This is a genomic window from Paenibacillus humicola (genome assembly GCF_028826105.1).
GTDB lineage: Bacteria > Bacillota > Bacilli > Paenibacillales > Paenibacillaceae > Paenibacillus_Z > Paenibacillus_Z humicola.
Genome location: NZ_JAQGPL010000001.1, coordinates 2,362,955 through 2,388,543 on the forward strand (window position 1 = coordinate 2,362,955; position 25,589 = coordinate 2,388,543).

Here is a 25,589-nt window from a genome sequence, read left to right on the forward strand (position 1 = left end):
GCCCCGTTACCGGCGGATCGAGATGGCCGGACCTGTGCGTCCGGCAATTTGGGTGGCACCGCGAGCGCGCTCCTCGTCCCATGGACGGATGAGGAGCGCTTATTTTTGTTCGCGAAAAGGAGTGTTTCACCCATGCTGGACATGAAAATGATCCGCTTGCGGGCGAAGGAAGTTCAGGAAGCCGCAATCCGGAGAAAAATTCCGTTTGACGTGAAGGAGCTGATCGCCGCTGACGACTGGCGCCGCATGCAGATGGCGGCGGCGGAGAAGCTGCGGGAAGAGCGTAACCGGTTTGCCGCCGCCATTAGTGAGCTGTTGCGAGGCGGACGGATACGGGAAGCGGAGGAGAAGAAGAAGGAGGCTGCAGCGCTGCACGACAGGCTGGCTCTGGCAGAGACCGGGCTGAGGGACGCCCGAGAGGAGTTTGACCGGCTGATGCGGCTTGTGCCGAATTTGATATCGCCGGATACGCCGGAAGGGGATAACGACCGGGACAATGTGGAGCTGCGAACGGACGGTCAGCCGCCGCAATTTGAATTCGCCCCGAAGGATCACGTCGAGCTGGGCCGCCTGCTGGACCTGATCGATGTCGATCGCGGCGTCAAGATCGGAGGTTCGCGGCAATATGTGCTGAAAGGAAACGGTGCGCTGCTTCATCGCGCGGTCCAGCAGCTGGCGGTCGATCTGCTGCTCGAGCAAGGTTTTACGCTGCTTGAACTGCCGGCGATGACGAAGGAGGAGGCGTTTGTCGGAACCGGATTTTTTCCCGCAAGCCGCGACCAGAGCTTTGCCGTCGATGGCGAGAACCTGTTTTTGGCCGGCACGGCGGAGGTGCCGCTTGTTTCGTATTATGCCGGGGAGACGCTCGATTTAAGCCAGCCGCTGCTGCTTGCCGCCGCGGGGCCCTGCTTCCGGAGCGAGGTCGGTTCGGCAGGCCGCGACGTACGCGGGCTGTACCGGGTACACCAATTTGCTAAGGTGGAGCAAGTCGTCCTGTGCCGCGCCGATTTGACGCTTGCGGAGGAACTGCTCGTGCGGATCACCGCTCACGCGGAACGGCTGCTGCAGCTGCTCGAGCTGCCCTACCGGGTCGTGGCGGTATGCGCCGGCGATTTGTCGGCCAAAAATTACAAGCAGTTCGACATCGAGACGTGGATGCCGAGCCGGAACGCGTATGGCGAAACGCATTCGGCATCGCTGCTGCTCGATTATCAGGCGCGGCGTTCGAATATCCGGTACTGGGACGAAAACGGTCGGCTCGCCTTCGCCTATACGCTGAACGGCACGATGGCAGCCAGCCCGCGCATCCTCATTCCGCTGCTCGAATGCCATCAGCGCGAGGACGGCACGGTTCGCATCCCGAAAGCGCTCCGGCCTTACATCCGCGGATTGGAGGAACTGAAGTAAGGCGGCTTGGAGCGGAGTTTAAACGCCGAGACAGATGGCCTTGCGAATACCGGAAGCCGCGTGCAAGATTCGGCCGGCTGCATAACGGGGTGCCGGGGCGCTGACAGACGCTTCGGCACCCCGGCCGGTGCAAGATTTTCCCAAAGGGCTATGCTCCGCCCTTCCTCAAGCGGTATACTGGTTCTATCGGCTTGAAACCGCTATTTGAATGGAAAATGAGAGGAGCGCTTACCAGATGAGCCTGCAATCGATCCACACGTTGGCCGAACGCATCCGAACCAATGTTGGAAGCGTTATCGTCGGCAAAGAAGAGATTATCGACAAGCTGCTGATCGCCATCATTTCGTCGGGGCACGTTCTGCTCGAGGACGTTCCGGGAACCGGCAAAACGCTGCTGGCGAAGGCGCTGGCAAAATCGATCGACAGCACGTTCAAGCGGATCCAGTTCACGCCGGACCTGCTGCCGTCCGATCTTAGCGGCATTCATTTCTATAACCAGAAGCTGTCCGAATTCGAATTTCGGCCCGGGCCGCTCTTCGCGAATATCGTGCTCGCCGACGAAATCAACCGGGCCACGCCGCGGACGCAGTCGAGCTTGCTCGAATGTATGGAGGAGCGGCAGCTCAGCATCGACGGGACGACGCACCGCTTGGACCGGCCTTTCCTTGTCATTGCGACGCAAAATCCGGTCGAGCAGCAGGGCACGTTCCCGCTGCCTGAAGCTCAGCTCGATCGTTTCTTGTTTAAGCTGAAAATGGGCTACCCGACGAGGGAGGAAGGACTCGGCATTTTAAAACGGTTTCTCGTCGAGAATCCGATCGACCGCCTGGAGCCTGTCGCCGGGCGGGAGGAAATCGCCGAAGCGCAGAACGCTTTTCCGAGTGTCTTTGTAAGCGACGATCTGCTGATGTACATGCTCGCGATCGTGGAGGCGACGCGCAGCCATCCGGACGTATCGCTCGGCGTCAGCCCGCGGGGCAGCCAGGCGCTGCTGCGCGCCAGCCAAGTGCATGCGGCGCTGCGCGGCCGGGATTTCGTTCAGCCGGACGATGTGAAGGCGATGGCCGTCCCCGTACTGGCGCACCGCATCGCGCTCCGCAGCGCGCAGCGGCTTCGGGCCGATGCGGCCGAGCAGCTGGTCGCAAACATCCTGAATACGATCGAGGTGCCGTCGGACGCTCCGCTCGCATCGCGGTCCTGACAGGCGCTTGGCGAACGGAGGTGATTGCCGGTGGGTATCCATTGGTTTATTTTAAGCGCTGTCGCCGTCATTTTGGCCCAGAGGTGGCTGTTCCGCGGCTTCGCCATGAAACGGGTAAGCTACACGCGCACGTTCAGCGTAAACCGCTGCTTCGAGGGCGACCGGATCGAAATGATCGAACGGCTTGTCAACCGCAAGGCGCTGCCGCTGCCGTGGCTGCGCGTCGAATCGCTGCTGCATACGGGGCTGAAATTCGAAAGCGGCGCCAATTTCGACGTCAGCAACGGTCAATTTTACCAAAATCATAAAAGCCTGTTCAGCCTCATGGGCTACAAGCAGCTGACGCGCCGTCATGCCGTTCAATGCGTGCAGCGCGGCTGCTACCGGTTGACCGGCGCTTCGCTGACGACCGGAGATCTGTTCGGGCTGTTCAAAAAATGGACCCAGGTCCCGCTGCAGGAGGAGCTGCTCGTCTATCCGCTGCCTGCGGAGCATCCCGAGCTTAGACTGCCTTCCCGCAGCTGGCAGGGCGATATTACAGTGCGACGCTGGATCGTCGAGGACCCGTTCTACGTGACGGGCGTGCGCGATTATCAAGCGGGCGATCCGCTGAAGTCGGTCAACTGGAGCGCGACGGCGCGCGCCGGAAAGCTGCAGGTGCACCGCCGGGATTATACGGCCGATTACCGGCTTCTCGTGCTGCTGAACGTCGAAGATCACGAGGATATGTGGGAGGTCGTGAACAACACCCCGCTGATCGAGCAGGGAATCCGTTATGCGGCGGGGCTGCTCCAGTATGCGACCGAACAAGGGCTGGAGACGGGCTTTGTTACGAACGGGCACGATCTGGACGTTCCCGGCGTGCCGGTCGCGACGCCGATGGGCAGCGGCAACGAACATTTGACGTACCTTCTCGAATGTATGGCGAAGCTGGTTATCGCGCGCACCGTTCCGTTCGACGAATTGCTGCTTCAATTGGCCGAGGAGCGGGAGGAGCGCTGCGATTTGGTCATCCTGTCCGCTTTCATGAGCGACAAAATCGCACTTGCCGTCGAACGCCTCCGGCGGGCCGGACACAGCGCCGAATGGCTGCCGATCGAAGAGCGGCGTGAAGGGGGAGCGGCATGAACCGGGACTTGCGGATCGGAACCATCGGACTTGCTTTCGTCCAGGGGCTCGCGGAGCTGCTTATGTTTTTGCCCCTGGCCATGATGATTTCCGCTTATTTTCTGCACGATGCCGGCGATTGGCTCTGGCTCGCGCCGGCACTGGCGGGCTATCCGGCTGGACGGGCGCTGAACGGACTGCTGCGTTTCCGGCATCCTTTTCCCGTTGCGCTGGCCGCCTTGATCGTCGGCGCTTTGACCGGGTGGCTGCTTTTCGGGTTGAGCCGCGCAGGAGCGGCCTCTGCTTTGGCCGTTTGGATCGCCTGCTACCGGGGCGGCATGACGGCGGTCACGCCGTGGAGCAGGCGGTTTATGACCCGGCATTATATCGTGGGGCTTGCGGTTTATTTTCTCGTATCGGGCATTTTTGGACGGATGGCCCCGATGCGTCCGCTGCAGCTGCCGCTGATCGGCTTCGGCATCGCGGCCCTGCTGCTGTCGCTGTTTGCGCTCAATCGCGGCTTCGTAAACGACGAAGCGCTGTCCGCGGACGACAAGCCGCGGATCGAACCGACCGTTCGCAAGCACAACCGGCTGCTTGTCGCGGTCATCACGGGAATTGCCGTTCTGATCGTTCTGTCGTATCAGCTGCAGGCGATATTCGGCGCCTTGTGGGAGCAGGTGCGAGGCTGGCTGAACCGGCTGCTCACCTTTTCGCCCCCAAAATCGCCGCAGCAGACGCAGGAGCCGGCGCTGCCGCAGCAGCCGGCTTTACCGCCGGGCAGCGGCAAGCATTTGCCGCACTGGGTGGATTGGCTCACGTACGGCCTGACCATTCTGGTGGTGCTGGCCGCTCTCTGGCTGCTGCTGCGCAAGCTGCGCAGCCTTCCGGAATGGCTCAACCGGCTTCGCGCCAGGCTGGCCGCCATGTTCGGACGCGATAAAAACCGGCCCGATCAAGGGTACACCGACGAGGTGGAAAACCTGCGAAAACCGCCGCTTATCGACCGCTTTCGGCGCAGCATCGGCTGGGAGAAACGGGAGCGGTGGAAGGATCTTCACGATAACGAATCGCGGCTTCGTTATTTGTATCGTCTCGGCGTCGGCCGCACGGTCAAGAGCGGCTATGCATTCAAGCCATACTTGACGCCGGAGGAGCTGAGGGAGGACGCGCGCGCCGCCGGAAAAGGCGATCCGCTGCCGGAAGAGCTGGTGAGGCAGTATAACAGCGTCCGCTACGGCGCGAAAAAAGTGACGGATGAGCAGCTGAATGCTTATTCATCCGTTAAATTGGAGCCGAAAAAACGCTGATTTTGGGAGCGGCATATACATAAAGTTCCAGTCCAAGGCGCATCCTAATTTTGGATCAAATTCAAGGAGGAGACGTTCATGGACAATCAAGGACAGCCGCTTAACAGCCAGCAGCTCACGTACCAGCAATTTCAGGAGCAGATGCAGAAACGGCAGGAGCTCGAACGGATGCAGGCGCAGCAGGCGATTCGCAGCGTCGGTCTGGACCGGAATTCGATGCAGATCAACCAGCTTGTAATCGAGCTGCAAAACATCCAGCGCGAGCTTCAGCTTGCCGAGAACCAGCTGCAGCAGCAAATGGATGCGCAGAAACGGCAAATTCAAAATATTCAGCAGCGCTTGCAGCAGGCCGAGCAGCAGGTAAGAAGCTCGATGTCCGCGGTCGTATCGCAACCCCAGAACCAGCCGATATCTGCGGCCGCGTCGCAATCCATGCCCGCGATCGCATCGCAACCCCAGAACCAGCCGATATCTGCGGCCGCATCGCAATCCATGTCCGCGATCGCATCGCAGCCCCAGAATCAGCCGATATCTGCTGCCGCGTCGCAATCTCAGCAGACGCCGGGCAGCGGCTACTTCCAGTAAGCCTATTGCTGTAAATCGTACGTACGGAGACTCTTGGACTTTTTGTCCAAGGGTCTCTTTGCCGTTTACACATAGCCGGACGTAAACCGGGGCAACCTGTAGATACGTCCAATTCAAATCCAAGGAGAGTGGATCGAATGGTAAACTTTATCGTCAAATGGGCCATAAACGGCGTCATCGTCACGCTATTGATGATGTGGTTTTCGGATGCCGATTTCTGGGAAGCCGCGCTGACGGCGACGATTTTAACTGTAATCGCTTATATCATCGGCGATCAATGGGTTTTAAGAACGACGAACAATACGATTGCCACGATTGTGGATTTTCTGCTGGCGGTCGTGTATTTGCTGATTGCCGAGTATATTTTCGATTGGGGTCTGAACTTCGGCGAAATTCTGATTATTTCGGCCCTTGTGGGAATCGCCGAATTTTGTTTTCACCGATATTTCCTTCAGGATGAAGGAACGACCGCATCATGACCGACCGCCATTCGTCCATTCAGTTTCAAATCCGGGATCTGAAGGCCGAGCTGTCCGCAGCCGCCCTGGAAAGCGGTCAAATGGTGCCGGAAACGATTGCGGGCGATCTGGATCGACTTTCCGCCATGATCGAATCGTGCGGGCAAGCGCGGATCGCCGGACACGACCAGAACAAGCCGCTTGCAGATTTGTCGCGCTGCCGCGCGGAAGCGACGAAGGTGTCGAAGAGGCTGGATGAGCTTCGCACGGAAGCCGCGCAGCGATACCGGCAGCAAATCGGAAGCGATAAAGACCGTTTCGAGAAGCTGCCGGAAACGATTCAGCAGCAGCAGGCTCCCGCTGCCTTCGGATGGAAAAACGCTTTTCACAGGATGACCTCCTGCCTCGATGAGCTGGACCGGATTAAGGCAAGTCTGCTCGACTGGGAAGGAGAGCTGGAAAGGCGGGAACTGAAGCGGAAAGGCGTACCGTTCGGGGATGAATCGGCCGCCGCCGTCCATTTCGCGGATAGCGAGGACCGGCCGACCCTGTCGCCGTAATCCCGGAGTCAAACAACCGAATCGAATGCGAGGCAGAAATCGCGCCGCCGCAGCGACGAAAGTCGAAACGGCGGCTTTGTCGTATTATTAGGGTTTCTATTACTGGAGAAGAAAAGCTGTTTCACAGTCAAATGGGGCGGCCGGCTGTTTCTTCTTTCAATTAATGCGGCAGCCTGATGCTCCGTTTATAGAGCGGATAGAGCCATTTGACGCCGCTCGGCGTCAGCGTGTCCGCGGCAAGATGCGAGAAATAGCCCGCAGCCGCCACGGCTGCGATCCCTTGCAGGGCAAGCTGCTTCTCAAGCCCCCAGCCGATCGCCGACCATGCCGCCAGCGCCCAGCACGTATGAGACAGCCCCCGGTGATTGAGCCACGGCACCCAGGCGATATAAACGCCGAGTCCGGTCAGCCAGTTCATTCCCGTCTGAAGTCCCCAATAGATCAGTCCGCAGCCCGCCAGACAGACAAGCGCGTTGCGCAGCATCCCTTCCTTCGTGACCAGGCCGAGAAGAAACGCAACGACAGCGGCAATTGCAAAATTCGGATAAAGCAAATGGCGGAAGACATACAAATATACCGCTGCGGCAATCATGCCGAGGCCGCCGAAAAGGGCCAGCTCTCGCAGCAGGTGAGACAGCTTGCCGAGCTTGCTGCTCAGCATGTTCGTCCCGTCCAGATCGGGGCTCAGCGCCGAAAAAGCCGCGACGGCGATATAGATCGTGGCGTTGGCCGGCGCGAACGGGTAATAGGCGGCAGCGGCGGCTCCGATGGCGATGCCGATGGCAAGATGCGTAGAACCTTTCATAAAACCTCCATTATGTAAAAATACGAATGTATGTTTGCTTATTATACACGTTCAGGGACAATGTGGCAACAAAATCGCATACGAACTCGCTATAAGCGCGCCTAGTTTTATCGGCGTCGAATTGTTATCGTTGTCATAGAATCGATTCTATTCGAAATGGAGTGATTTTAATGCTGAAAAACCGGCTTTCCATCAGCAGCTGGAGCCTGCACCGCTGCCTGGGGCCGCTGCGCTGGACGGTATGGGACGACGCCGCCAAGACGCAGTCGGTCAAAATCGAGGATCAGCCGTCCGAGCTGGAACTGACCGAGCTGCCGAAAGCCGCCGCCGAGCGCGGGCTGTCGTTTTTGGAATTATGCGATTTTCATTTCCCTTCGCGGGACGAAACGTATTTGACTGAACTGCGCCGGGCATTCGATGACGCGAACGTCAAATTTCATACGCTGCTCGTCGATTACGGGGATATATCGTCGCCCGATCCGGTGCGGCGCAGCTCGGATATCCAATATTTGAAAGGCTGGATCGATACCGCCAAAGCGGCCGGGGCGGCGTCCGTCCGGATTGTGGCCGGCGAGCAGCCGGCAAACGACAAGGAAGCGATAATGCGCAGCGTTCAGGCGCTGCAGGAGCTGGAGCGTTATGCCGAAGGCAGCGGCGTTGCGGTCGTCACCGAAAATTTCCGCGAGCTGACGTCTGCGGTAAGCAGCTGGTCGCAAATTGTCGATGGCGTCGGCGGCGATTTCAGCACGATCATCGATTTCGGCAACCTGGCTGCGGCTGAAAAGGAGGATGGGGTCCGGTATGGCGCGCCGAAAGCGCATTCCATTCATGCGAAGCCCGATTACGAAAACGGTGTGATGAATGAAGAACGGTTTATCCGGATGCTGTCCATCCTGGACGAAATGGGATGCGACGCACCTGTATCGATCATATTCGATCGGCAAGGAAACATGTGGGAGGGCATCGAGCGGATCAAGCAGGTTATGCTTCAGACGACCTGAACGGCGATCCAACAGGTACATGGATCTCTGCCGCGCCGACAAAAGTAATCGCGGCCGCTGCCGAATACTCATCACATGCGGCCGAACGGCATCGTGCAGCGCATACGGCGCGCCGGGAGCTGCATGCGGTGCGAAAATCAAGGCCGGCGTTCCGATAAGGAGCGCCGGCCTTTTCGCCGCTTAATACAGGCTGCGCCACAAATAAAAGGTCGCATACGCCTCCCAGCCTTTCCAGCCGGCGGCAAGGGCACGGATTTCGGCAACCGTCGGTTTGGCGTCCGTACCGAGCGACGCTTTGATTGCGTTATGCAGACCGACGTCGTCAATCGGAAAAGCCGCCGGATGCCGCAGGCAGCGCATCAGCACGTAGTTGGCCGTCCAAGGGCCGATGCCGCGAATGCCGACAAGCCGTTTCTCGGCCAGATCCAGGCTTTCCGCTTCCAGCAGATCGGCTTTGGTCAAGCTTCCGTCAGCAATCAGCTGCGCGGTTCCGATTAAATATTCGGCTTTCCTCGACGTGATCTGAAGCCGCGTCAGCTCCCGCGGATCGAGCGCCGCTATCCGCTCCGGCTTCGGAAAGAGCCGGTACGATCGCTCCTCCCAGACGGCCTCGGAACCGAACGTCTCCACGAAACGTTTCTTGAGCGTATAAGCAAAAGCAAGATTGATTTGCTGCCCGAGTATGCCCCAGCACAGCGCTTCGAATAGATCGGGAATGCCGATGTTGCGCAGGCCGCGAAAACGCTCCGCGAGCGGCTTCAGCAGCGGGTCCTCTGCAGCAAGGCCGTAAAACGGGCCGAGGTCGGTATCCATATCGAACCATTCCGTCAGATACAGCTCCACCGCCTGCTTCGTCTGCGTATCCACCGGACCGTCGGCGGCCAGGATGCGGATCGCCAGTCCGCCTTCCGGAGCAGGGCGGATATGGGCCAGCACGGCTCCCTCGCAGCGTTCGATCAGCTTGTAAATGCCGCTTTCGTCAATATGGTACAGGCATTCGTCGGGGGAACGGGACAGATATGCCGCCGTTTCCGCATAACTGAACGGATCGGGGACCGGCATCGTCCAAGCGAATTGTCGTTCGGTGAGCATCGGGCGCCTCCTGACCAAGCACAATCGTTTATTCTAGTTGTACCATAAAACGGCCGCCGGCGCTTTGGCAATCTTGCTATTCCATTTTATAATCCTGCCAATCGACTTCGATTGCCTTACGATTAGGCTGCCGGAGAGGTATACTGACGTTGGAGGTGGGAAGATGAACGGAACGAAACCGACCGACGAACAGTGGCAGGCCGTTGTCCGGAACGATGCGGCGTTCGACGGGACTTTTTATTACGCGGTCAAAACAACCGGCGTGTTCTGCAGACCTTCTTGCAAATCGAAACCGCCGCTAAGAGCGAACGTCATCATTTTTTCCGATGCGGAGCAGGCGCTTTTGGCGCGTTTCCGCCCCTGCAAGCGGTGCCGACCGTCGGACCCGCTGAGCCCGGATGAAGCGTGGACGGAGCGCATCGCAGGCTGGATCGACAGCCGGTACGGGGAACCTCTCTCGCTCGGCGCGCTGGCCGAATTGTTCCACGGCAGCCCTTTTCACCTGCAGCGGACGTTCAAACGGATAAAAGGAACGACGCCGGCCGTTTATATGCAGCGCGTCCGTATCGAGAGAGCCAAAGAAACGCTTGCGGCCTCGGATAAACCGGTCTCGGCGGTCGCCGCCGAGGTAGGCATACCGAACGCCGCACACTTTGCGACCTTGTTTCAGAAGCAGACGGGCATGACTCCGACCGCATTCCGCAGCGCCTGCCGGACGGATCGCACGCAGTAAATCGGCTTTTTAATGGAAAAACGTAACATTACAGGAAGATAAAGCGTCTATTCTATCGGTTTCCATTCAATAGGAGGTCGATAGCATGCATGGCTCGATAAAAAAATTTACTCGTTTCGCTGCAGCAGCGGCAGCGGCGGTATTGTTTGCCCTTCCTGCGCAGGCGGAAGGGCATTCGCCGCCGCAAGCTTTTTCATCCGCCCCTTACGCTTTTATCGGCGTTGAAGCCGGTGAATTCCATTCCGTGGCTGTTCGCAAGGACGGATCGGTCTGGACGTGGGGACGGAATCTGTTCGGCGAGCTCGGCACACAAGAGCATCCGACCGTCGGCGTCGTAGAAGCGCCGGTTCGGCTCACGGGGCTGTCGCATATCGTGTCCGTCGCGGATCAGCTTGCGGTCAAATCCGACGGAACGGTATGGGAATGGGGGGGCTCCGCCGGTCTGCCCAGGCAGATTCCGGGTTTAAAGGATGTCCGGTCCGTCATGCTGACGGCCGGCGCCGGATACGCGCTGCAGAAGGACGGCGGGATTGTTACTTGGGCGATCGGCGGCGATTCTGGCGGACGAAATCTGAAGCACGTACCGATTAAACCTGCGGCTGCAATTGCCGGAGCAAACATAAGCGGAATCGCTTATGCGGTCACTTCCGGCGGTGAAGTATGGTGGTGGCAAACGGCTATCAATGCCGATTCGGGCGCCGTCATGATTTCGAGGCCGTCCAAAGTCGCGGGACTGCCGGCGATGAAGCGGGTTTCCGCTTTCGATGAGCAGGCTTACGGTGTCGACCGGTTGGGCCGGGCATGGAGCTGGAAGCTGGCGAGCGTGTACAAGCCGGGAATCAATGCCCGTTACGAAACGGTCGCGGGCCGGCCTTCATTATTTCATCCCGAGCTGAAAATAGCCGATATCAGCGCCGGAAACGGCTGCGTGCTGCTGCTGACGGTATCCGGGGACGTTTATGCGTACGGCCGAACGGCGAACGGGAAGAGCGGGAAAATAAGCAATCTCTCCGGTATTCGGGCGATTGCCGCCGGCTGGCATCATAATTTGGCGATCGACGGGCAGGGCCGGATATGGGGCTGGGGCGGCGACCGGTGGTACGAAGCCGGAGCCGATCCGACTTCCCCCGTCGACGGAATGGTGTACCGGCCGATACGCGCCAGCCGGGCGGTCACGGTAATTGTCAACGGCGCGCTGCTCGATACCGCTTTCCCGGCGATGATTTCCGGCGGTGCCGTTCAGGTTCCCGCGAGGGCGGCGGCCAAATCCTTGGGCATGACCTTCGGCGTCCGGACCGGCCCGGACGGGACGATGACGTATACCTTGAAGAACGGCGACCGTACGGCTGCGTTCAAGCTGGGCGACCGGAGCGTCCTCATCGGCGGCACGACCGTCCAAATTCCGAACGCGGCCAAAGCGATGCCGGGAGCGACCCTGGTTTCGGCGGACGTCCTGAGGCAGCTCGGCTTTAGCGTGAACTGGGACCAGTCGTCCGCCACGCTCGCCATAACGAACCCGTAATCTGGTTCGACGGGTTAATTTCAGGCCCTAGAAGCCATATTAAAGCCGAGCTTCAATATCATGCGACGAAGTAGGTGGACATATGGCGGACAGAAATATCCTGGCCTTTTTTGACCGTCCGGAGCAGGCGGAAAAGGCATTGTCCGAGCTGAAGCAGCTTGCGCTGACGGCCAGCTCGATCGACCGGGTGGACGGTTACCCGGGCGACGGCAGCGACCGGATCATGAACCCGATTACGAGCGATTTTCCGGGTCTCGGCTATTTGACGCTCGGAGGCGATTTCGACAGCCGCGACGCGGGCATTTTGGCGGCGGCAAGCGTGAGCGCGAGCGGCATGAGCTCGGGCGGCGAGGACAACGAAGTCAGAGGCAAAAACATAGTTCTGACGGCCGTCGTGAATGAAAAAGACTACGAGCAGGCGATGCGGATCGTCGAACGAAACGGCGCGCTCGTCTGAACCGAAAAGCGGCCGGTCCGGCAAACGGGCCGGCTGTTTTCCCGCGTTCCGGCGACGGCGCTGTCCTTGATCGGCGTTCTTTTATCCGGCATCAGCCATTAACCATCCATCCGGCTTATCATTGCGGGGAGCGTCACCGGTTCTGCAGACATACGATAGGATAAACGGATGAGAGGTGACCGGCCGCTTATGCCATCCTATCGGATTATCGTCGATTTGTCGGACAGACAGCTTTATTTGCTGGACGGAAACATCGTCGTGCGCGGATTTCCCGTCGGTATCGGCAAAATGGTCACGAAGACGCCGAAAGGCGAGTTTACGATCATCAATAAACAGGCCAATCCGGGCGGCCCTTACGGGGCATTCTGGATGGGACTTTCGAAGCCGCATTACGGGATTCACGGGACGAACGATCCCGCCTCGATCGGAAGAGAGGTTTCACACGGCTGCATCCGTATGTATAACGCCGATGTCGTCGCTTTATCGCAGCTCGTGCCGATTCATACCCGCGTGACGATCCGTCCCTAGCTTCCCAATGCACGAACTTTCCAAGCGCGGGCTCCCGGCCGCGCGCTTTTCTATCCCGGCTGATTCGTCTATAATAGATAGGATTATGCATCGGGAGTTGATGGATGTGCCCTTCTTGCATCGTTTGCGCGCGGTGCTTTCGAAACCGTTCCTGTTCTTTACGCTCATTATGGCGGTTAAACTGGCTGTCGTGTGGAGCGTCGTCTTTCACGGCAGCGGAAGCAGTCTGTGGCTGATGCTGGCGACGGGGATCCCGTCCGTCTGGTTCCTATTCTGCCTTGTGGAGCTGGCGTTATACCGCCGCAAGCTGGGCGCCTATCTGGTATTCGATCTTATTTTGACCGGCATTTATTTTGCCGTCATCATGTATTACAAATATTTCGGCGTCATCGTTACCTTCCACGAGCTGCGGCAGGTCAATCAAGTGTCGGATGTGAACAGCAGCGTCATTTCGCTGCTTGCGCCGTACTATCTGTTCATCTTCACCGATATCGTCGTGTTGGGCGGACTGCTGCTGTTCCGCCGGAAAGCGAGAGCCTGGGGGCGGCGGATTGCCGTCCGCGGACGGCGAAGCTGGGCCGGAGCCGGCACGGCGGTTTCGCTCGCCGCCTGTATCGGCAGCATCGTTCCGCATATGGACAGCATGAATGAATTTATGCAGGCGCAGGGAATGGGCATTTTAAATTATGAGGTGTATGTCGCCTTCGCGAAGCCGACCATGCCTGCGTTCAACTCCGTTGACGTGACGCAGGAGAAGATCGACCGGGCTAAAGGCGTCGCGCAGCCGGCGAAGCCCGCATTATGGCAGGCCGCGCAGGGCAAAAATCTTATTATCATACAGCTTGAAGCGTTTCAAAATTTTCTGATCGGTCTGAAAATCGACGGCAAGGAAATAACGCCGAACATGAATGCGCTCGCGGACAGAAGTTATTATTTTCCTCATTTCTTCCAGCAGGTCGGTCCGGGAAATACGTCGGACGCCGAGTTTGTCGTCAATACTTCTCTGTATATTCCGCCGAACGGCGCCGCCGCGGAAATCTACGCCGACAAGGCGCTGCCGAGCATGCCGAAGCGGCTTGCCGCCGCCGGCTACGATACGGCGACGTTTCACACGAACGACGTCAGCTTCTGGAACCGTGACCAGCTGTACCAGGCGCTCGGTTGGGGCACGTATTACGACCACGGCTTTTTCGGCGATGAGGACCCGGTCATGTTCGCTGCGTCGGACGAGGTGCTGTACGACAAGACGGCCGCCAAGCTGGCGGAGATGGACCGAAGCGGGAAGCCTTTTTACGCACAGGTGATCTCCATGTCCGGACACCACCCGTTCGGCATTCCGGAGCGCAAGGTAAGGATCGGGCTGCCGGAGCAATACAGGGACACGATGGTCGGGGATTATCTGGAGGCGCAAAATTACGCGGATTTTGCTCTGGGACAGTTCATTGCGAAGCTGAAAGCAAGCGGCGTTTGGGAGAACAGCGTGGTCGTCCTGTACGGCGATCACCAGGGCTTGCCCATCTATTCGCTGAACAGCAGGGAACGGGAGCTGATGAACGGCTTCTATAAACGCGAATACGGCGTCACCGATATGATGAATATCCCGCTGATCGTATCCGTTCCGGGCAAAGACGGACAGCAGATGGAGCAGATCGGCGGCCAATCGGATATTTTTCCGACGGCGGCGAATTTGCTCGGGATATCGCTGAACGATCAGCTGCATTTCGGGCAGGATTTGTTCAACCAGACGGTCAATTTCCTCCCGCAGCGTTATTATTTGCCGTCCGGGTCGCTTATTACCGGTCAAGGGGCTTTCGTGCCCGGCACGGGCTACGAAGACGGAACCGTTTATCCGTTGAACGGCGGAGCCGCGTCCGCCGGGGCCGTCACCCGGGACGAGTTCGAGCGGGCGTACGAGCTGATCGGCATGTCCGATTCTTATGCCGCCTCATTACCCGAAAGGAAATCGGCGATTAAGGGCTGAAGCGAAGATGGATATCGTCATTTTGGAGCAGTTGGACGAAACGTACTGGCCGGCGGCTGCGCAGCTGTACGACGAGGCGTTTCCGAAGGAAGGCCGGAAAAGCGAGGCGATTATCCGCGCCATGTTTACGAAAGGAATGTGCCGGCTTTACGTCGGGCTGTCCGGCGGGGAGACCGTCGCCATGGCGATTGCCGGCGAGACGGAGGAGGGGCGGATGCTCCTGATCGACTATCTTGCCGTCCGGGAAAAGCGGCGGAGCACCGGCATCGGCGCCGAATTCGTTCGGCGGATCGCCGATTGGGCGAGACGTTCGCAGCGGCTCCGCGGCATCTTAATCGAAGTCGAGTGCGAGCCGGGCGAGACGAACGAGCGGCGGATCCGCTTCTGGCAAAAATGCGGCTTTGCGCTGACCGGTTACGTTCACCGCTACATTTGGGTTCCCGAGCGTTACCGGGCGATGACGCTTTCGTTTGATCCCGGGAACCCGCTGCCTGCGGACGGCGAAGAGCTGTTTCGGCACATTGCGGCGTTTCATGCACGGGCTTACCGCAAATAGCCGTCCGGCGAAACGGCCCCACCGGCGTCCTCCGCTTCCGGGAGAACCGGCCCCAAGCCGATGGCCGCAGCCGGCGCCGTCAGGCCGATTTCCAAATTCGGATCGACCTGAAAGGAAGAGCCGATAAACGTACAGCGGTCGAAATCGAAATCGGGCGAAGTGATCAGGATCGTGCAATCGGTAAACGAGCACCCGATATAATGGTTGCCTTCAAATACGACCGTTTCGTTAAGGAATTCTTCGTTCATGACAACATTCATCGCATTCACTCCAATTCTTAGATAGGATTTCACTATCGTAACAGATTCAATCTGCGATGTTTGTCGCAAATTGCGCCGACGGAAAACGAATTTTTGAAAAGGCAGCAAAGCCGCGCAGGCTTCGGGACTCTCACCCGAGCCGTCATCTGCGCGGCTTTGCTCTCATTATATGCAGCGTCCGGCTGCGAATTGCCACCGGACAACCCGCGCAGCCGCAAAAAAACGGCGGCCGAATCGGCCGGCCGCGGCGAGAGGATTTAACACAAGGCGAATACAATTTGAAAATCGGGCACGATGCACGGATTGAGGAACGGATAGCAGTAACCGATGACGAAGCCGAACAGATTCGTAACCGGGAACATCACGAACACGTTCGAGAATGTAAAAACGAGCGACCACCGGTTATAGCAGAAGCCGGGCAAAATGCGTTCTTCCGGCTCGCGCTGAACGAACCCCGGGCCAAACTGCGCGAACTGCACGGCCTGCTGCAGCGATTGCGGTCGCTGCTGAATGAACGACTGCAGAAGACCGGGATTGTTCTGGAGCATGTTGAACAGGAATATCATCTGCTGCGGCGGCTGGCCGAACGGGCGCTGGAACTGGCCCAAAATGCCGGGAAGGTTGGCCGGCGCCAGCTGCGGCGGTACCCCGCCTGGTTGTCCGGGCAGGAAGCCGCCGCCGCCGGGAAGTCCTCCGCCGGGAATTCCTCCTCCGCCGGGCAGGAACGGAATTAAGCCGCCCGGCCCCGGCTGGCCGGACAAAGGCAGCGGGCTTTGACCTTGAATAGGGAATGCGCGCTCCGGTGAAGGAACGAACACGTATTGAAATTGCTGACAATTGCAGGGCATCTCGGTTTACGCACCTTTCGTTGTGTGGTTCGCATCGATCCGATAATAGCCTATGCGGCATCCGCCCAACGGTGCATCCAAAACGCGATATCGACAGCCGGGGATGGACGCGAGTATAATGGGCGGTGATGCATGCAGCTTTTTCGGGGCGAAGGAGGATGCCGGATATGGAAGTTTATTTTTGTATGACGTGCGGTTCGCCGCTCGAAACGAGACTGGTTGACGGAACGGAGCGAAGAGCGTGCTCCTCGCCGGACTGCAAGTTCGTTCATTGGGGAAATTACAGTATCGGCGTCGGGGCGCTCGTCATCAAGGACGAGAAAATATTGCTCGTCAGACGGGCACAGGACCCCGGCAAAGGCTTTTGGACGAACCCCGGCGGATATGTGGAGCAAACCGAGCTGATTCACGAGACGATCCGCCGGGAAGTGATGGAGGAAGCGGGGGTCGAGGCTGCGGTCAGAAGCGTCATAGCGGTTCGCGATCAGCCTCGCCAGATCCATAACGTGTATATCGCGTTCGCGATGGATTATGTCGGCGGCGATCCGGTTCCGGACGGGTTTGAGGTGGACCGGGCGGGATTTTTCAGCCTGCGCGAGATGGAAGAAATGAACGTGGCCGGGTTCACGCGCTGGCTTGTGCATGCCGCGCTGCAGCGGAAGCAGGACGGACTTACGATCGACAAAGAGCCGATCGTGTCTCTTGACGGCTATGGGCTGTACCGCACGGAATGAAGAAAGCGCTTTTTGCGCTGCTCGTGTTCGCGATCCTTGCCGGATTAGGCGGTTACGGGGCGATGCGTTATGCTGCCCCCCGCCAGCCGCTCGACCTGAACTACAAGCATGTCCCTATCGGGGACCTCGCCTTCGGGATGGTTCGCCGGCTTTCGCTCGACCTGATTTTGACCGAGGCCGACGTCAATAATATCGGTAAGGAAGCGCTGGCGGGCAAACGCGACTACAGCCCGGGCGTGCGCATTGATGGGGCCCGTTTCCGCCTGAGCGGCGGCCGGCTTATAGCCGACGTAAACGTGACGGTCAAGAACCGGATTCCCGTAGGCCTCACCGTGACGTACAAGCTGGATTGGCGCGACCCTGATTTGATCGCCGAGGCGGAAAAAGCGAACGTGCGAAATATTTCGCTGCCGGTGCACCATTTTCGGGATATTGTGATTCCGCTTGGGAACAAGGTGCCAAAGCCGCTTCGGATCGAGAGCGTTACTGCCGGGGAAGGTGAGCTGACGGTCCGTTTGATGCGGCCGAGCCTGAAGGATTTGCCACTACTAACGGAGTGATTGCTGACTCATGCTAAGGAAAGACCCTGCGGGGCCAATCGATCCGAGGAGGAGTCGTGGCATGAGCCGCAAAATGTTCAGGCTAGCATGCGCCGCCGGCTTGAGTTTGTCTTTGGCGGCCGGTTCCGGCTGCGCGCAGAAAGCCGACGATAACGGCGTGACGACGAAAAGCGTCAAACGAAGCGTTCCGGCGCCGAAGCAGAAGGCGTTCGTCCCGGACAATTCGACGGGCTATGGCAGGTCGAACTCGCTGTCGTACGACCTGCGCGGCACGCCGGTCAATCCGGACACCGGGAAGCCGGCGAAAGGAAAGGAATACGTCCGGGACGCAAAAGGCAGCATGAAATCGAATGTGAAGAAATGAACTTCCTGCCGCATAAACAGCGATCACCGGTTCCAGCTCGAATCCGCCTGACGAAGGCGGATTTTTTTATTTGCAAGGTTTTTTTCTCTGCCCTTTCGCTGCAGTATTTAAGCGGTAGAAGCTTGTGCCCGCCGCCCAAAAACGTCTCGGCTGTTGTTTCTGAACAGGCAAAGCGACCCAAATTCGTATCGCTCCGCGAAAATTGTAAGTTCAACATCCTTATGCTTGCGGAATACGAAAGGACGGTTATGAAAACGACAGTCGAACGACAACCGGCGCAGCAAAAGCCGGCAAAACGAACTGCAGCCAAACGGAAAACAGGCAAACGATTTTTCGGGAAGACGATGCTTCTCGTTGTGGCGTTTCTGGTGATCGGAACGGCGCTGTCCTTCGGAGCGTTTCGCGTGCTGGTGGCGGCGCAGGACGTCTCCCGGCTTGACGACCCGCTGCCGGCGCCAACGGTCATTTACGATTTTGGCGGGAAAGAAGCAAGCCGGATTTCGCTGAACAAAATCGAACCGGTCCGATACGAGGAGCTGCCGCAAATGCTGATCGACGCGGTCGTCGCGGTGGAGGATAAACGGTTTTTCGAGCATGACGGCATGGACCTGCGCGGCATGGCGCGGGCGCTCGTCACCGATGCTTTCGCGGGGGCGAAGGTGCAGGGCGGGAGCACGATCACGCAGCAGCTGGCCAAAAACGTCTTTTTGTCAAGGGAACGGACATGGAAGCGGAAGTGGGACGAAGCGCTCCTCGCGCGGAAAATCGAGCAGCAATACAGTAAGCCGCAAATCATGACCATGTATTTGAATCAGATTTACTTCGGCGAAGGCGCCTGGGGTATCAAACGCGCCGCGGCCGTTTATTTCGGCAAAGAGCCGGCCAAGCTGACGCTGCCGGAAGCGGCGCTGCTCGCAGGTCTCGTCAAGGCGCCGTCCGCGCTGACGCCTTACAAGCATCCGGATCAAGCGAAGGAACGCCGCAATCTGGTGCTGCAGCTGATGAAGGAGCAGGGCTATATCAGCGCGCAGGCGTACGCAATCGCCAGCAAGGAGCCGATCAAGCTGAGGGACGCGGGTGACGGCGGTCAGGAATCCGGCATCCAGTACCCCTATTACGTGGATGAGATCATTCGCGAGGCGGGCGAGCGGTACGGGCTGAGCGAAAACGATGTGCTGCACGGAGGCCTGCGCATTTACACTGCGCTCGACCCGGCCGTGCAGCAGGCGGCTGAGAAGGTGTACGCCGACGATGCGCTGTTCCCGAAAGGAATGGGCGGCGAGCTCGTGCAGAGCGGCGCCGCGCTGGTCGATCCGCGGGACGGCGGGATCCGGGCGCTCGTCGGCGGGCGGGGCAAGCAGCCGTTCCGCGGCTTCAACCGTGCCGTGCAGCTGAAGCGGCAGCCCGGCTCGGCGATGAAGCCGATCGCCGTGTATACGCCGGCGCTGGAGCAGGGCTACAAGCCGACGGATACGGTGCTGGACGAGCCCGTCGATTTCGGCGGCTATGCGCCGAAAAATGCGGGCGGTACCTATCACGGCGAAGTGACGCTTCAAGATGCGCTGGTAAATTCGTATAACGTTCCGGCGGTCAAGCTGCTCGACCAAATCGGCATCGACGCGGGCATGGAGGCCGCCGCCCGGTTCGGCATCCCGCTGACGGACGCCGACCGGACGCTCGGCCTGGCGCTCGGCGGATTGCAGGAAGGCGTCTCGCCGCTGCAGATGGCCGAGGCGTTCGGGGCGTTCGCGAACGACGGACGGCGCCTGCCCGCCCATACGATCGTCCGCATCGAAGCGGCGGACGGCACGGTGCTCGCCGAAGCGGCGGGGGGCGGAGCCGTACAGGCGACAAGCGCGGACGTCGCCCGGACGATGACGGCGATGATGGAGGGCGTCGTCAGCGACGGGACCGGCGAAGCGGCCGAGCTGGACGGCCGCCCGGTCGCGGGCAAAACCGGAACGACGCAGATGCCCGGCACGGGAGGCGACGGAGCGAAGGATAATTGGTTTGTCGGGTATACGCCTCAGCTTGTCTGCTCCGTCTGGCTCGGTTACGACCAATCGGATGCGAGCCATTATTTAACGACGACGTCCAAAGCGGCCGCCGAGGTTTTCCACGCGCTGATGACGGCGGCCCTGCAGGGCCAGCCGGTGATGGAGTTTCCGAAGGCCTCTTTGCCGGGCGGCGGCAAACCGTCCAAGGAAGATAAGACGAAGGACCGCGAAGACGGCGGCGAACGCGGCCGCGGCGGGAAGAAGCAGGACGACAAGCACCCGGATGACGACGGACCGCGGGACGATACCGGCAAAGGCCACGGGCACGGCCGGGGTCATGGTAAAGACAAGGATTAACCGTATTCTCATAACCGAAGGCAATCGCTTCTTATCTATCGTCCATGAGCGCTAAACGCATTCCCCATTCAGGTGCGGCAGCAGCCGATTTCGGCGGGTACTCCGTCCAGATAGGGCTATTTCCATAAAACGCACAGAGCCGTTCGCGCGGCGGGCTGTGCGTTTTTTCGCTTCATTTGACGGAGAAGTTTGCATGCCTCTTCGGCTCATGTCCTCTGCATGCGGCGGAGAGGGTTCCAGGATAGCTTAGATGCTGATCGAAAAGCTGCCGCGACGTCTCCCGTGACGTCTCCCGTGATGATTGGTGATATCACCGGCTGGAGCTTACTTTTCTTTTGCCTCCCGCCATTGTTTTTCCGTTCCTACAAAAAAGGTCGTTTTTTCAGCTTCCCGCAATCATACAAACCGCTGCGAGCGAAATGAAAACTAGAGCCCAAAATCCGGAACGACGTGACATTCTAATCACAGCCGATCCACCTCCATTTACAAATTTCTTCCATTCGAGCATAACCACACAGTATAATAAAAACCAATTCGTATGGGAACGGAGATTAACCCGGGCCGAAAAATGAGTGCAAAGACGTTTGTACGATGCGCCCGTTTTGTGCTATTGTCAGGGTTGACACTAGTTTGCCAGGGAGGGGTTTGACGTGGCCGAGAAGCAGCGTGTGCTTGTGTTTGCCGGCTCTTACGCGGAAGCGGAGTCGAAGGGCGTCTATGTCTATGAGTTTGATGAAACGACCGGGAATCTGACCTTGCTGGACGAGGCCGCGGGCCTCAAAAATCCGACGTTTTTGAATGTCGATGCGCAGGGCCGCAAACTTTATGCCATCACCGAAGGCGTTTCGGCCGACGGGACGAAGATCGGGGAAGCGGCCACGTTCGCGTTCGATCCGGCTAGCGGCAGGCTCAGTCCGCTCGGGCGGACGGCAACGGTCGGCGCCCCGACGTGCCATATCCAGCGCGACGCGGACAGCCGCGTGCTGATCGTCGTGAGCTATCACGGCGGCATGGTCGGCCTGCTCTCCATTGCGGAGGACGGACAAGCCGGAGAGCTGCTGGACGTGAAGCAGCACGAGGGACGGAGCGTTCATCCGGAGCGCCAGGACCGGCCGCACCCGCATTCCGCCTTTTTCACGCCGGACGGCCGTTTCGCGCTCGTGCCGGATCTGGGGCTGGACCGGGTCTTCACCTACGCCGTCGACAAGGAAAACGGCCGCCTCGAGCTGCGCGGCGCAGCGGAGACGAATCCCGGCGCCGGGCCGCGCCATCTGGCGTTTGATCCGGCGGGCCGATTCGTCTACGTGATCAACGAGGTCGATTCGACCGTAACCTCGTATGCGTTCGAAGCGGACGGCGGCAAGCTGACTCCCATCGCAACGGTATCGACGCTGCCGGACGGTTATCGCGGCGAAAATATTACGGCCGAAATCGCCGTCTCTCCGGACGGCCGTTATGTCTACGGCTCCAACCGGGGACACGACAGCATCGCCGTGTTTGCCGCGGACGCCGCAACCGGACGGCTGACGCCGGTCGGGCACGTCTCCGCCGAAGGCGGACATCCCCGAAATTTTGCGCTGACGCCGGGAGGAGACTATTTGCTGTGCGCCAACCGGGATACGGACAATATCGCCGTCTTTAAGGTCGATAAAGAGTCGGGTATGCCGACGTATACCGGACGGGGCGCGAGCCTGTCGAAGCCGGTTTGCGTCCGGCCGGTTTATGTATCTTAATTTCTTCCGAAGCGGCTGCTCGCATGAACACGGCGGGCAGCCTTTTTCTGCATCCTTTAAGCATAATGATGGAATTGTAACCCTTCGTGAAAATGATCCGCCGCAATAATCGCCGCTTTGCCCGCAGTCGATCGTTTGCCTGGGCTGACTTTCAGCCGCCTTTTCTGTCCGTTCGGCAACCTGGAATCCGGCCGAATCGGTGATGTTCTGCCGCCGGTTATTTTTTATACTCGGGATAAACGAATCGGTATGGAGGCAAAGCGATGAAAGAAGAGGTCATTGTGTTCATTATCATCCTGGTACTCGGTTTGAGGCAGCTGAGGGAAAAGAGGGTGAGCGGCTTCAGGATTTGGATTTTGCCTGTCCTGATGCTGTTGGGGACGGCCCAGGCAATTGTGTCCGACTGGAACCTTTCGGTTTTTGCGCCGCCTGTGCTGATTGCAGGATTTGCAGCCGGCTCGCTGCTCGGAATCGTACGGGGGAAATTGACGCAGGTGAAAGGTGATGCGACGGGCCGCGTCACGATGAAGGGTTCCATGGCCGGATTTTTGATATGGGTCGCCATTTATTTCATTGAAGTCCTGGTGCGCCAATTTGGCAGCGGAGTCCAGCTGCTTGCCGGTTTTCTTCTTATGGCTAGCCTGGGTTCCGTTATGCTGCGCAGAATTTGGATTTATGCCGCCTATCGCAAAGAAGCGGCGAAATGGGCCGGCTCGCGGCGCTGAACCTGTTTCGGCCGGCCGGATGGCGGACGATTCGCAGGTTGCGGCAACGGGAGGGATAACGTGAAGGCGCTGCTGAGCGGCAGGGTCAGCCCCATAATTGCTGGCCGGCTTGCCGTCCTTTTGATTGTCATGTTCGTGCTGGCCGGCTATGTTTTTGGCCCGCAAGAAGACTCGGCTTGGAAGATGGCGTGCATTTATGCGTGCTTTGCTCTGCTGATTACCGTGCAGCTTTACTTTCGCTTCAGCGGCAGCCGCCACGTTATCGATGCGCAAATGGCAGCCGAAGCGGCGGCGGCCACGCTGCTGTTTGCGCTGCTGATCGCTTCCGAGCCGCAGGCGGTCCTGTTGTATTTGCCGGTCGTTTACCGCTGCGGGCGGAGCATGCCTTTTATCCGGGGCATGCTGGCTCTGCTTGCCGTGTTCGGTCTCGCCTGCCTTGCGGGGGCTGTGGCCAGGATACCACTGGACGAGTCGATTATGCTGCTGAATCCGAGCTGGGTGCTTGCCTATGTTCCGGGCTGGATGCTCCGCAGCGAAGAAGAGAAGTTCGCCCGGACGCAGAAGCTGCTGGAACACATTCGCAGACAGCAAGCCGATTTGGAGGAAGCACATACCGAGCTCATTCAATATGCGCTGGAGGCGGAGGAGCACGCCGCCCTGCGCGAGCGCGGTCGGATGGCGGGTGAAATCCACGATACGGTCGGCCACTCGCTCACCTCGATCATTCGCGGATTGGACGCATGCCGGGAGCTGCTTCGCAGAAATCCGGACGAGGCGGAGCACTATTTGCTGGCGATGAGAAGCTCGGCCAAAGAAGGGCTCGACGATATTCGTCACGCGCTCCGGTCCATGCAGGACAACGAGCAGCGGTTCCTGAAGGGGGATTGGGATTCCATGCTGGAAAGGCTGGCTCACCGGGTCATGCAGACCGCCGGGGTGAAGGTTTCGGTCGATGCGCCCATCTCGGTTCCGGAAGCGAAACGGTTTGCCGTGTATCAGGGTATTAAAGAAGCCATAACAAACGCGATCCGGCATGGGCAGGCAACGGCGATTACGATCCGGCAATACGAGGTGGACGGGCGCATCTACGTCGAGATCGCGAACAACGGTTTTTTGCCGCAGCGGCCGGTCGAAGCGGGCGTCGGGCTGAAGCATATGGGCAGCCGGATGAGGAGCGCGGGCGGTTTTATGGACTACGGAAAAGCCGAAGGTGCGTTCCGGATCGTACTAGGCTGGCCTAAAACGGCGGAAGGAGAGGAGGAAACGGGGTGACACCTGCATTTCGAGTGGCGATTGCCGACGATCAGACCTTGATACGCAAAAGCCTCATCATTGTTCTGGGGCGGCACCCGGAGATCGAGATCGTCGGCGAAGCGTCCGACGGGCAGCAAGCCGTGCGTCTCGCGGAGGAGAAGCAGCCCGATTTGATCCTGATGGACATCCGGATGCCCGTTATGGACGGCATTGAAGCAACCCGGCTCATTCTCGGCCAAAACCCGGGCATAAAAGTCGTCGCGCTGACGACGTTCGAGGAAGACGAGCTGATCGAAAGCTGTTTGTCCGCCGGCGCTGTCGGGTATTTGCTGAAGGATTTGACGACCGAAGATCTGCTCCGGGCGATCGAGCTGATCCGCAGCGGCGAGTCGATTTTGCCGGGCTCTTTTGTACGAAAATGGGCGGCCCGAATGACGTCCGGCAATAAGCCGGTGGTGAAATCGGGGACCGGCGGCGAATCGGTCGCCTCAAACGGGAGCAAGGTGCGTATCCAATTGACGGACAGGGAGCTGGAGGTGCTTCGATTACTGATGGACGGGCTGAGCAACAAAGAGATGGCCGGCAGACTGTTCGTCAGCGAAACGACGGTCAAAAATCACTTGTCCGGCATTTTTGCGAAGATGGATGTCAGGGACCGCACGCAGGCGGTTCTTTTTGCCGTTCAGAACGGGCTGCTTTAAGCGGGCCCGGCTGCCCGGCTGCCCGGGTGCCGGGATCGTGGTTCGATGCCGGTTCGCCTGGCATCGGAACCTGCGGCTTGGAAAGAGCCGGGCCAGCTGCAGGGCAGGCCCGTTTCTTCGTTACGGACGAAAACGGGGCAGCATCGGGCGGAGCTTGCGAATCAGCAGCGCGGCGACGGCTGCTTTTATCGCGTCGCCGAGCAAAAACGGATAGCAGCCGAGCGCCATCGCCTTTTGCATCGAATATTCCGCTTTGTACGCCAGCCAGGGAACGCCGGTGACGTAAAGGAGAAGGCTGCCGAACAAGAAGATGGCGATCAGCAGCACGACGAACTTGAACGTCGACAGCGGTTTGCGGCTGCGGAACAAGCTGTCGCTGACAAAGCCGATCAGCAGCGCGGCAATCGGGTACATCCAGACATAGCCGCCGCTCGTGCCGAGAATAAGCGACAGTCCGCCGCTGCCGTGAAAGAGCGGCAGCCCGGCTGCGGCCAGTACAACGACGAGCGCGATGCTGGCGAAGCCGTAAACCGCGCCGAGCAAACCGCCGGCCAGCATGATGGCGAGCGTCGACAGCGTGATCGGGACCGGGGTAAACCAGAGCGGCACCGTGACGAACGTGAATGCGATGAACAAGGCGGCGAATAAAGCCGTGAAGACGACTCCCCTGATCCAATGAAGGGGATGAGGCTGCGCGCCCGCCGGGGGAACGGCATCTTGCAAGGAAGGCATTGTCTAATCTCCTTTCAAATG

General features: G+C 59.1%; 27 protein-coding genes. 22 read left to right on the forward strand and 5 right to left on the reverse strand.

From position 1 onward, the window contains the following. Nucleotides 1-132 precede the first annotated feature (132 nt). The 7 genes from serS to PD282_RS10980 all read left to right on the forward strand — a co-directional run bounded on the left by serS (nucleotide 133) and on the right by PD282_RS10980 (nucleotide 6,628). On the forward strand, nucleotides 133-1,407 hold the full coding sequence (serS, locus tag PD282_RS10950) for a serine--tRNA ligase (protein ID WP_274650716.1): 1,275 nt from the start codon (nucleotides 133-135) through the stop codon (nucleotides 1,405-1,407). Between the two features lie 235 nt (nucleotides 1,408-1,642). Beyond that, nucleotides 1,643-2,608: an AAA family ATPase gene (locus PD282_RS10955; protein WP_274650717.1), complete on the forward strand. Its 966-nt coding sequence runs from the start codon at nucleotides 1,643-1,645 to the stop codon at nucleotides 2,606-2,608. Nucleotides 2,609-2,638: 30 nt separating this feature from the next. Next, entirely contained in the window at nucleotides 2,639-3,736 is a 1,098-nt protein-coding gene (locus tag PD282_RS10960) for a DUF58 domain-containing protein (protein ID WP_274650718.1), read from the forward strand. Beyond that, complete coding sequence (locus PD282_RS10965) at nucleotides 3,733-5,025, forward strand: hypothetical protein (protein ID WP_274650719.1); 1,293 nt, start codon at nucleotides 3,733-3,735, stop codon at nucleotides 5,023-5,025. Before PD282_RS10960 ends, PD282_RS10965 begins: the two co-directional genes overlap by 4 nt. 78 nt (nucleotides 5,026-5,103) lie before the next feature. Beyond that, nucleotides 5,104-5,610 (forward strand): hypothetical protein, encoded by a 507-nt coding sequence (locus PD282_RS10970; RefSeq protein ID WP_274650720.1) that lies wholly within the window; start codon nucleotides 5,104-5,106, stop codon nucleotides 5,608-5,610. A gap of 137 nt (nucleotides 5,611-5,747) precedes the next feature. Beyond that, nucleotides 5,748-6,089 carry a DUF2512 family protein gene (locus PD282_RS10975; protein WP_274650721.1) on the forward strand — a complete coding sequence of 114 codons (342 nt, stop codon included), beginning with the start codon at nucleotides 5,748-5,750 and terminating at the stop codon, nucleotides 6,087-6,089. After that, nucleotides 6,086-6,628, forward strand: a complete 543-nt coding sequence (locus tag PD282_RS10980; protein WP_274650722.1) for a hypothetical protein — start codon at nucleotides 6,086-6,088, stop codon at nucleotides 6,626-6,628. Before PD282_RS10975 ends, PD282_RS10980 begins: the two co-directional genes overlap by 4 nt. Before the next feature lie 160 nt (nucleotides 6,629-6,788). Here the strand turns inward: PD282_RS10980 and PD282_RS10985 are convergent, their stop codons facing one another. Then, a complete protein-coding gene (locus PD282_RS10985) occupies nucleotides 6,789-7,433 on the reverse strand; it encodes a metal-dependent hydrolase (protein ID WP_274650723.1) in 645 nt (214 codons plus the stop codon). Between the two features lie 170 nt (nucleotides 7,434-7,603). On the opposite strand from PD282_RS10985, the gene PD282_RS10990 reads away from it, so the two are divergent. Next, the gene (locus PD282_RS10990; protein ID WP_274650724.1) at nucleotides 7,604-8,434 is read left to right on the forward strand and encodes a sugar phosphate isomerase/epimerase family protein; all 831 of its coding nucleotides are present in this window, start codon (nucleotides 7,604-7,606) and stop codon (nucleotides 8,432-8,434) included. A gap of 180 nt (nucleotides 8,435-8,614) precedes the next feature. On the opposite strand, the gene PD282_RS10995 is transcribed toward PD282_RS10990, so the two are convergent. Beyond that, a complete protein-coding gene (locus PD282_RS10995; protein ID WP_274650725.1) occupies nucleotides 8,615-9,526 on the reverse strand; it encodes a DNA-3-methyladenine glycosylase family protein in 912 nt (303 codons plus the stop codon). A 163-nt stretch (nucleotides 9,527-9,689) separates the two neighbouring features. On the opposite strand from PD282_RS10995, the gene PD282_RS11000 reads away from it, so the two are divergent. The 6 genes from PD282_RS11000 to PD282_RS11025 all read left to right on the forward strand — a co-directional run bounded on the left by PD282_RS11000 (nucleotide 9,690) and on the right by PD282_RS11025 (nucleotide 15,303). Next, nucleotides 9,690-10,259, forward strand: coding sequence for a bifunctional transcriptional activator/DNA repair enzyme AdaA (locus tag PD282_RS11000; RefSeq protein WP_274650726.1), 570 nt, complete (start codon nucleotides 9,690-9,692; stop codon nucleotides 10,257-10,259). An 85-nt stretch (nucleotides 10,260-10,344) separates the two neighbouring features. Beyond that, nucleotides 10,345-11,781, forward strand: a complete 1,437-nt coding sequence (locus PD282_RS11005) for a stalk domain-containing protein (RefSeq protein ID WP_274650727.1) — start codon at nucleotides 10,345-10,347, stop codon at nucleotides 11,779-11,781. Between the two features lie 82 nt (nucleotides 11,782-11,863). Further along, nucleotides 11,864-12,238 carry a hypothetical protein gene (locus PD282_RS11010; RefSeq protein ID WP_274650728.1) on the forward strand — a complete coding sequence of 125 codons (375 nt, stop codon included), beginning with the start codon at nucleotides 11,864-11,866 and terminating at the stop codon, nucleotides 12,236-12,238. A 189-nt stretch (nucleotides 12,239-12,427) separates the two neighbouring features. After that, complete coding sequence (locus PD282_RS11015) at nucleotides 12,428-12,766, forward strand: L,D-transpeptidase (RefSeq protein ID WP_274650729.1); 339 nt, start codon at nucleotides 12,428-12,430, stop codon at nucleotides 12,764-12,766. 106 nt (nucleotides 12,767-12,872) lie between these two features. Then, the gene (locus PD282_RS11020; protein WP_338045175.1) at nucleotides 12,873-14,747 is read left to right on the forward strand and encodes an LTA synthase family protein; all 1,875 of its coding nucleotides are present in this window, start codon (nucleotides 12,873-12,875) and stop codon (nucleotides 14,745-14,747) included. Between the two features lie 7 nt (nucleotides 14,748-14,754). After that, the gene (locus tag PD282_RS11025) at nucleotides 14,755-15,303 is read left to right on the forward strand and encodes a GNAT family N-acetyltransferase (RefSeq protein WP_274650731.1); all 549 of its coding nucleotides are present in this window, start codon (nucleotides 14,755-14,757) and stop codon (nucleotides 15,301-15,303) included. Here PD282_RS11025 and PD282_RS11030 read toward each other — a convergent pair. After that, nucleotides 15,291-15,563, reverse strand: a complete 273-nt coding sequence (locus PD282_RS11030; protein ID WP_274650732.1) for a hypothetical protein — start codon at nucleotides 15,561-15,563, stop codon at nucleotides 15,291-15,293. The two genes, PD282_RS11025 and PD282_RS11030, sit on opposite strands and share 13 nt — an antisense overlap. 257 nt (nucleotides 15,564-15,820) lie before the next feature. Next, nucleotides 15,821-16,411: a hypothetical protein gene (locus PD282_RS11035; RefSeq protein ID WP_274650733.1), complete on the reverse strand. Its 591-nt coding sequence runs from the start codon at nucleotides 16,409-16,411 to the stop codon at nucleotides 15,821-15,823. A 167-nt stretch (nucleotides 16,412-16,578) separates the two neighbouring features. Between PD282_RS11035 and PD282_RS11040 the strand changes: the two genes are divergently transcribed. The 8 genes from PD282_RS11040 (at nucleotide 16,579) to PD282_RS11075 (ending at nucleotide 24,836) form a co-directional block, all read left to right on the forward strand. Next, nucleotides 16,579-17,145, forward strand: a complete 567-nt coding sequence (locus tag PD282_RS11040; RefSeq protein WP_274650734.1) for an NUDIX hydrolase — start codon at nucleotides 16,579-16,581, stop codon at nucleotides 17,143-17,145. Then, nucleotides 17,142-17,705: a hypothetical protein gene (locus PD282_RS11045; RefSeq protein ID WP_274650735.1), complete on the forward strand. Its 564-nt coding sequence runs from the start codon at nucleotides 17,142-17,144 to the stop codon at nucleotides 17,703-17,705. Before PD282_RS11040 ends, PD282_RS11045 begins: the two co-directional genes overlap by 4 nt. 61 nt (nucleotides 17,706-17,766) lie before the next feature. Next, on the forward strand, nucleotides 17,767-18,069 hold the full coding sequence (locus PD282_RS11050; RefSeq protein WP_274650736.1) for a hypothetical protein: 303 nt from the start codon (nucleotides 17,767-17,769) through the stop codon (nucleotides 18,067-18,069). Nucleotides 18,070-18,317: 248 nt separating this feature from the next. Then, nucleotides 18,318-20,423, forward strand: a complete 2,106-nt coding sequence (locus PD282_RS11055; RefSeq protein WP_274650737.1) for a transglycosylase domain-containing protein — start codon at nucleotides 18,318-18,320, stop codon at nucleotides 20,421-20,423. A 650-nt stretch (nucleotides 20,424-21,073) separates the two neighbouring features. Next, nucleotides 21,074-22,156: a lactonase family protein gene (locus PD282_RS11060; protein ID WP_274650738.1), complete on the forward strand. Its 1,083-nt coding sequence runs from the start codon at nucleotides 21,074-21,076 to the stop codon at nucleotides 22,154-22,156. Nucleotides 22,157-22,419: 263 nt separating this feature from the next. Beyond that, nucleotides 22,420-22,881, forward strand: a complete 462-nt coding sequence (locus tag PD282_RS11065; RefSeq protein WP_274650739.1) for a CcdC protein domain-containing protein — start codon at nucleotides 22,420-22,422, stop codon at nucleotides 22,879-22,881. 60 nt (nucleotides 22,882-22,941) lie between these two features. Next, complete coding sequence (locus PD282_RS11070; RefSeq protein ID WP_274650740.1) at nucleotides 22,942-24,153, forward strand: sensor histidine kinase; 1,212 nt, start codon at nucleotides 22,942-22,944, stop codon at nucleotides 24,151-24,153. Beyond that, the gene (locus PD282_RS11075; protein ID WP_274650741.1) at nucleotides 24,150-24,836 is read left to right on the forward strand and encodes a response regulator transcription factor; all 687 of its coding nucleotides are present in this window, start codon (nucleotides 24,150-24,152) and stop codon (nucleotides 24,834-24,836) included. Before PD282_RS11070 ends, PD282_RS11075 begins: the two co-directional genes overlap by 4 nt. 120 nt (nucleotides 24,837-24,956) lie before the next feature. Here PD282_RS11075 and PD282_RS11080 read toward each other — a convergent pair whose 3' ends face one another. Then, nucleotides 24,957-25,568 carry a biotin transporter BioY gene (locus tag PD282_RS11080; protein ID WP_274650742.1) on the reverse strand — a complete coding sequence of 204 codons (612 nt, stop codon included), beginning with the start codon at nucleotides 25,566-25,568 and terminating at the stop codon, nucleotides 24,957-24,959. Nucleotides 25,569-25,589: the final 21 nt, after the last annotated feature.

Excerpts from the sequence above, each read along its gene's own strand:
- serS (WP_274650716.1), top strand. The coding sequence starts at position 133 with ATGCTGGACATGAAAATGATCCGCTTGCGGGCGAAGGAAGTTCAGGAA.
- PD282_RS10955 (WP_274650717.1), top strand. The coding sequence starts at position 1,643 with ATGAGCCTGCAATCGATCCACACGTTGGCCGAACGCATCCGAACCAAT.
- PD282_RS10965 (WP_274650719.1), top strand. The coding sequence starts at position 3,733 with ATGAACCGGGACTTGCGGATCGGAACCATCGGACTTGCTTTCGTCCAG.
- PD282_RS10970 (WP_274650720.1), top strand. The coding sequence starts at position 5,104 with ATGGACAATCAAGGACAGCCGCTTAACAGCCAGCAGCTCACGTACCAG.
- PD282_RS10975 (WP_274650721.1), top strand. The coding sequence starts at position 5,748 with ATGGTAAACTTTATCGTCAAATGGGCCATAAACGGCGTCATCGTCACG.
- PD282_RS10980 (WP_274650722.1), top strand. The coding sequence starts at position 6,086 with ATGACCGACCGCCATTCGTCCATTCAGTTTCAAATCCGGGATCTGAAG.
- PD282_RS10985 (WP_274650723.1), bottom strand. The coding sequence starts at position 7,433 with ATGAAAGGTTCTACGCATCTTGCCATCGGCATCGCCATCGGAGCCGCC.
- PD282_RS10990 (WP_274650724.1), top strand. The coding sequence starts at position 7,604 with ATGCTGAAAAACCGGCTTTCCATCAGCAGCTGGAGCCTGCACCGCTGC.
- PD282_RS10995 (WP_274650725.1), bottom strand. The coding sequence starts at position 9,526 with ATGCTCACCGAACGACAATTCGCTTGGACGATGCCGGTCCCCGATCCG.
- PD282_RS11000 (WP_274650726.1), top strand. The coding sequence starts at position 9,690 with ATGAACGGAACGAAACCGACCGACGAACAGTGGCAGGCCGTTGTCCGG.
- PD282_RS11005 (WP_274650727.1), top strand. The coding sequence starts at position 10,345 with ATGCATGGCTCGATAAAAAAATTTACTCGTTTCGCTGCAGCAGCGGCA.
- PD282_RS11010 (WP_274650728.1), top strand. The coding sequence starts at position 11,864 with ATGGCGGACAGAAATATCCTGGCCTTTTTTGACCGTCCGGAGCAGGCG.
- PD282_RS11015 (WP_274650729.1), top strand. The coding sequence starts at position 12,428 with ATGCCATCCTATCGGATTATCGTCGATTTGTCGGACAGACAGCTTTAT.
- PD282_RS11025 (WP_274650731.1), top strand. The coding sequence starts at position 14,755 with ATGGATATCGTCATTTTGGAGCAGTTGGACGAAACGTACTGGCCGGCG.
- PD282_RS11030 (WP_274650732.1), bottom strand. The coding sequence starts at position 15,563 with ATGAATGTTGTCATGAACGAAGAATTCCTTAACGAAACGGTCGTATTT.
- PD282_RS11035 (WP_274650733.1), bottom strand. The coding sequence starts at position 16,411 with ATGCCCTGCAATTGTCAGCAATTTCAATACGTGTTCGTTCCTTCACCG.
- PD282_RS11040 (WP_274650734.1), top strand. The coding sequence starts at position 16,579 with ATGGAAGTTTATTTTTGTATGACGTGCGGTTCGCCGCTCGAAACGAGA.
- PD282_RS11045 (WP_274650735.1), top strand. The coding sequence starts at position 17,142 with ATGAAGAAAGCGCTTTTTGCGCTGCTCGTGTTCGCGATCCTTGCCGGA.
- PD282_RS11050 (WP_274650736.1), top strand. The coding sequence starts at position 17,767 with ATGAGCCGCAAAATGTTCAGGCTAGCATGCGCCGCCGGCTTGAGTTTG.
- PD282_RS11055 (WP_274650737.1), top strand. The coding sequence starts at position 18,318 with ATGAAAACGACAGTCGAACGACAACCGGCGCAGCAAAAGCCGGCAAAA.
- PD282_RS11065 (WP_274650739.1), top strand. The coding sequence starts at position 22,420 with ATGAAAGAAGAGGTCATTGTGTTCATTATCATCCTGGTACTCGGTTTG.
- PD282_RS11080 (WP_274650742.1), bottom strand. The coding sequence starts at position 25,568 with ATGCCTTCCTTGCAAGATGCCGTTCCCCCGGCGGGCGCGCAGCCTCAT.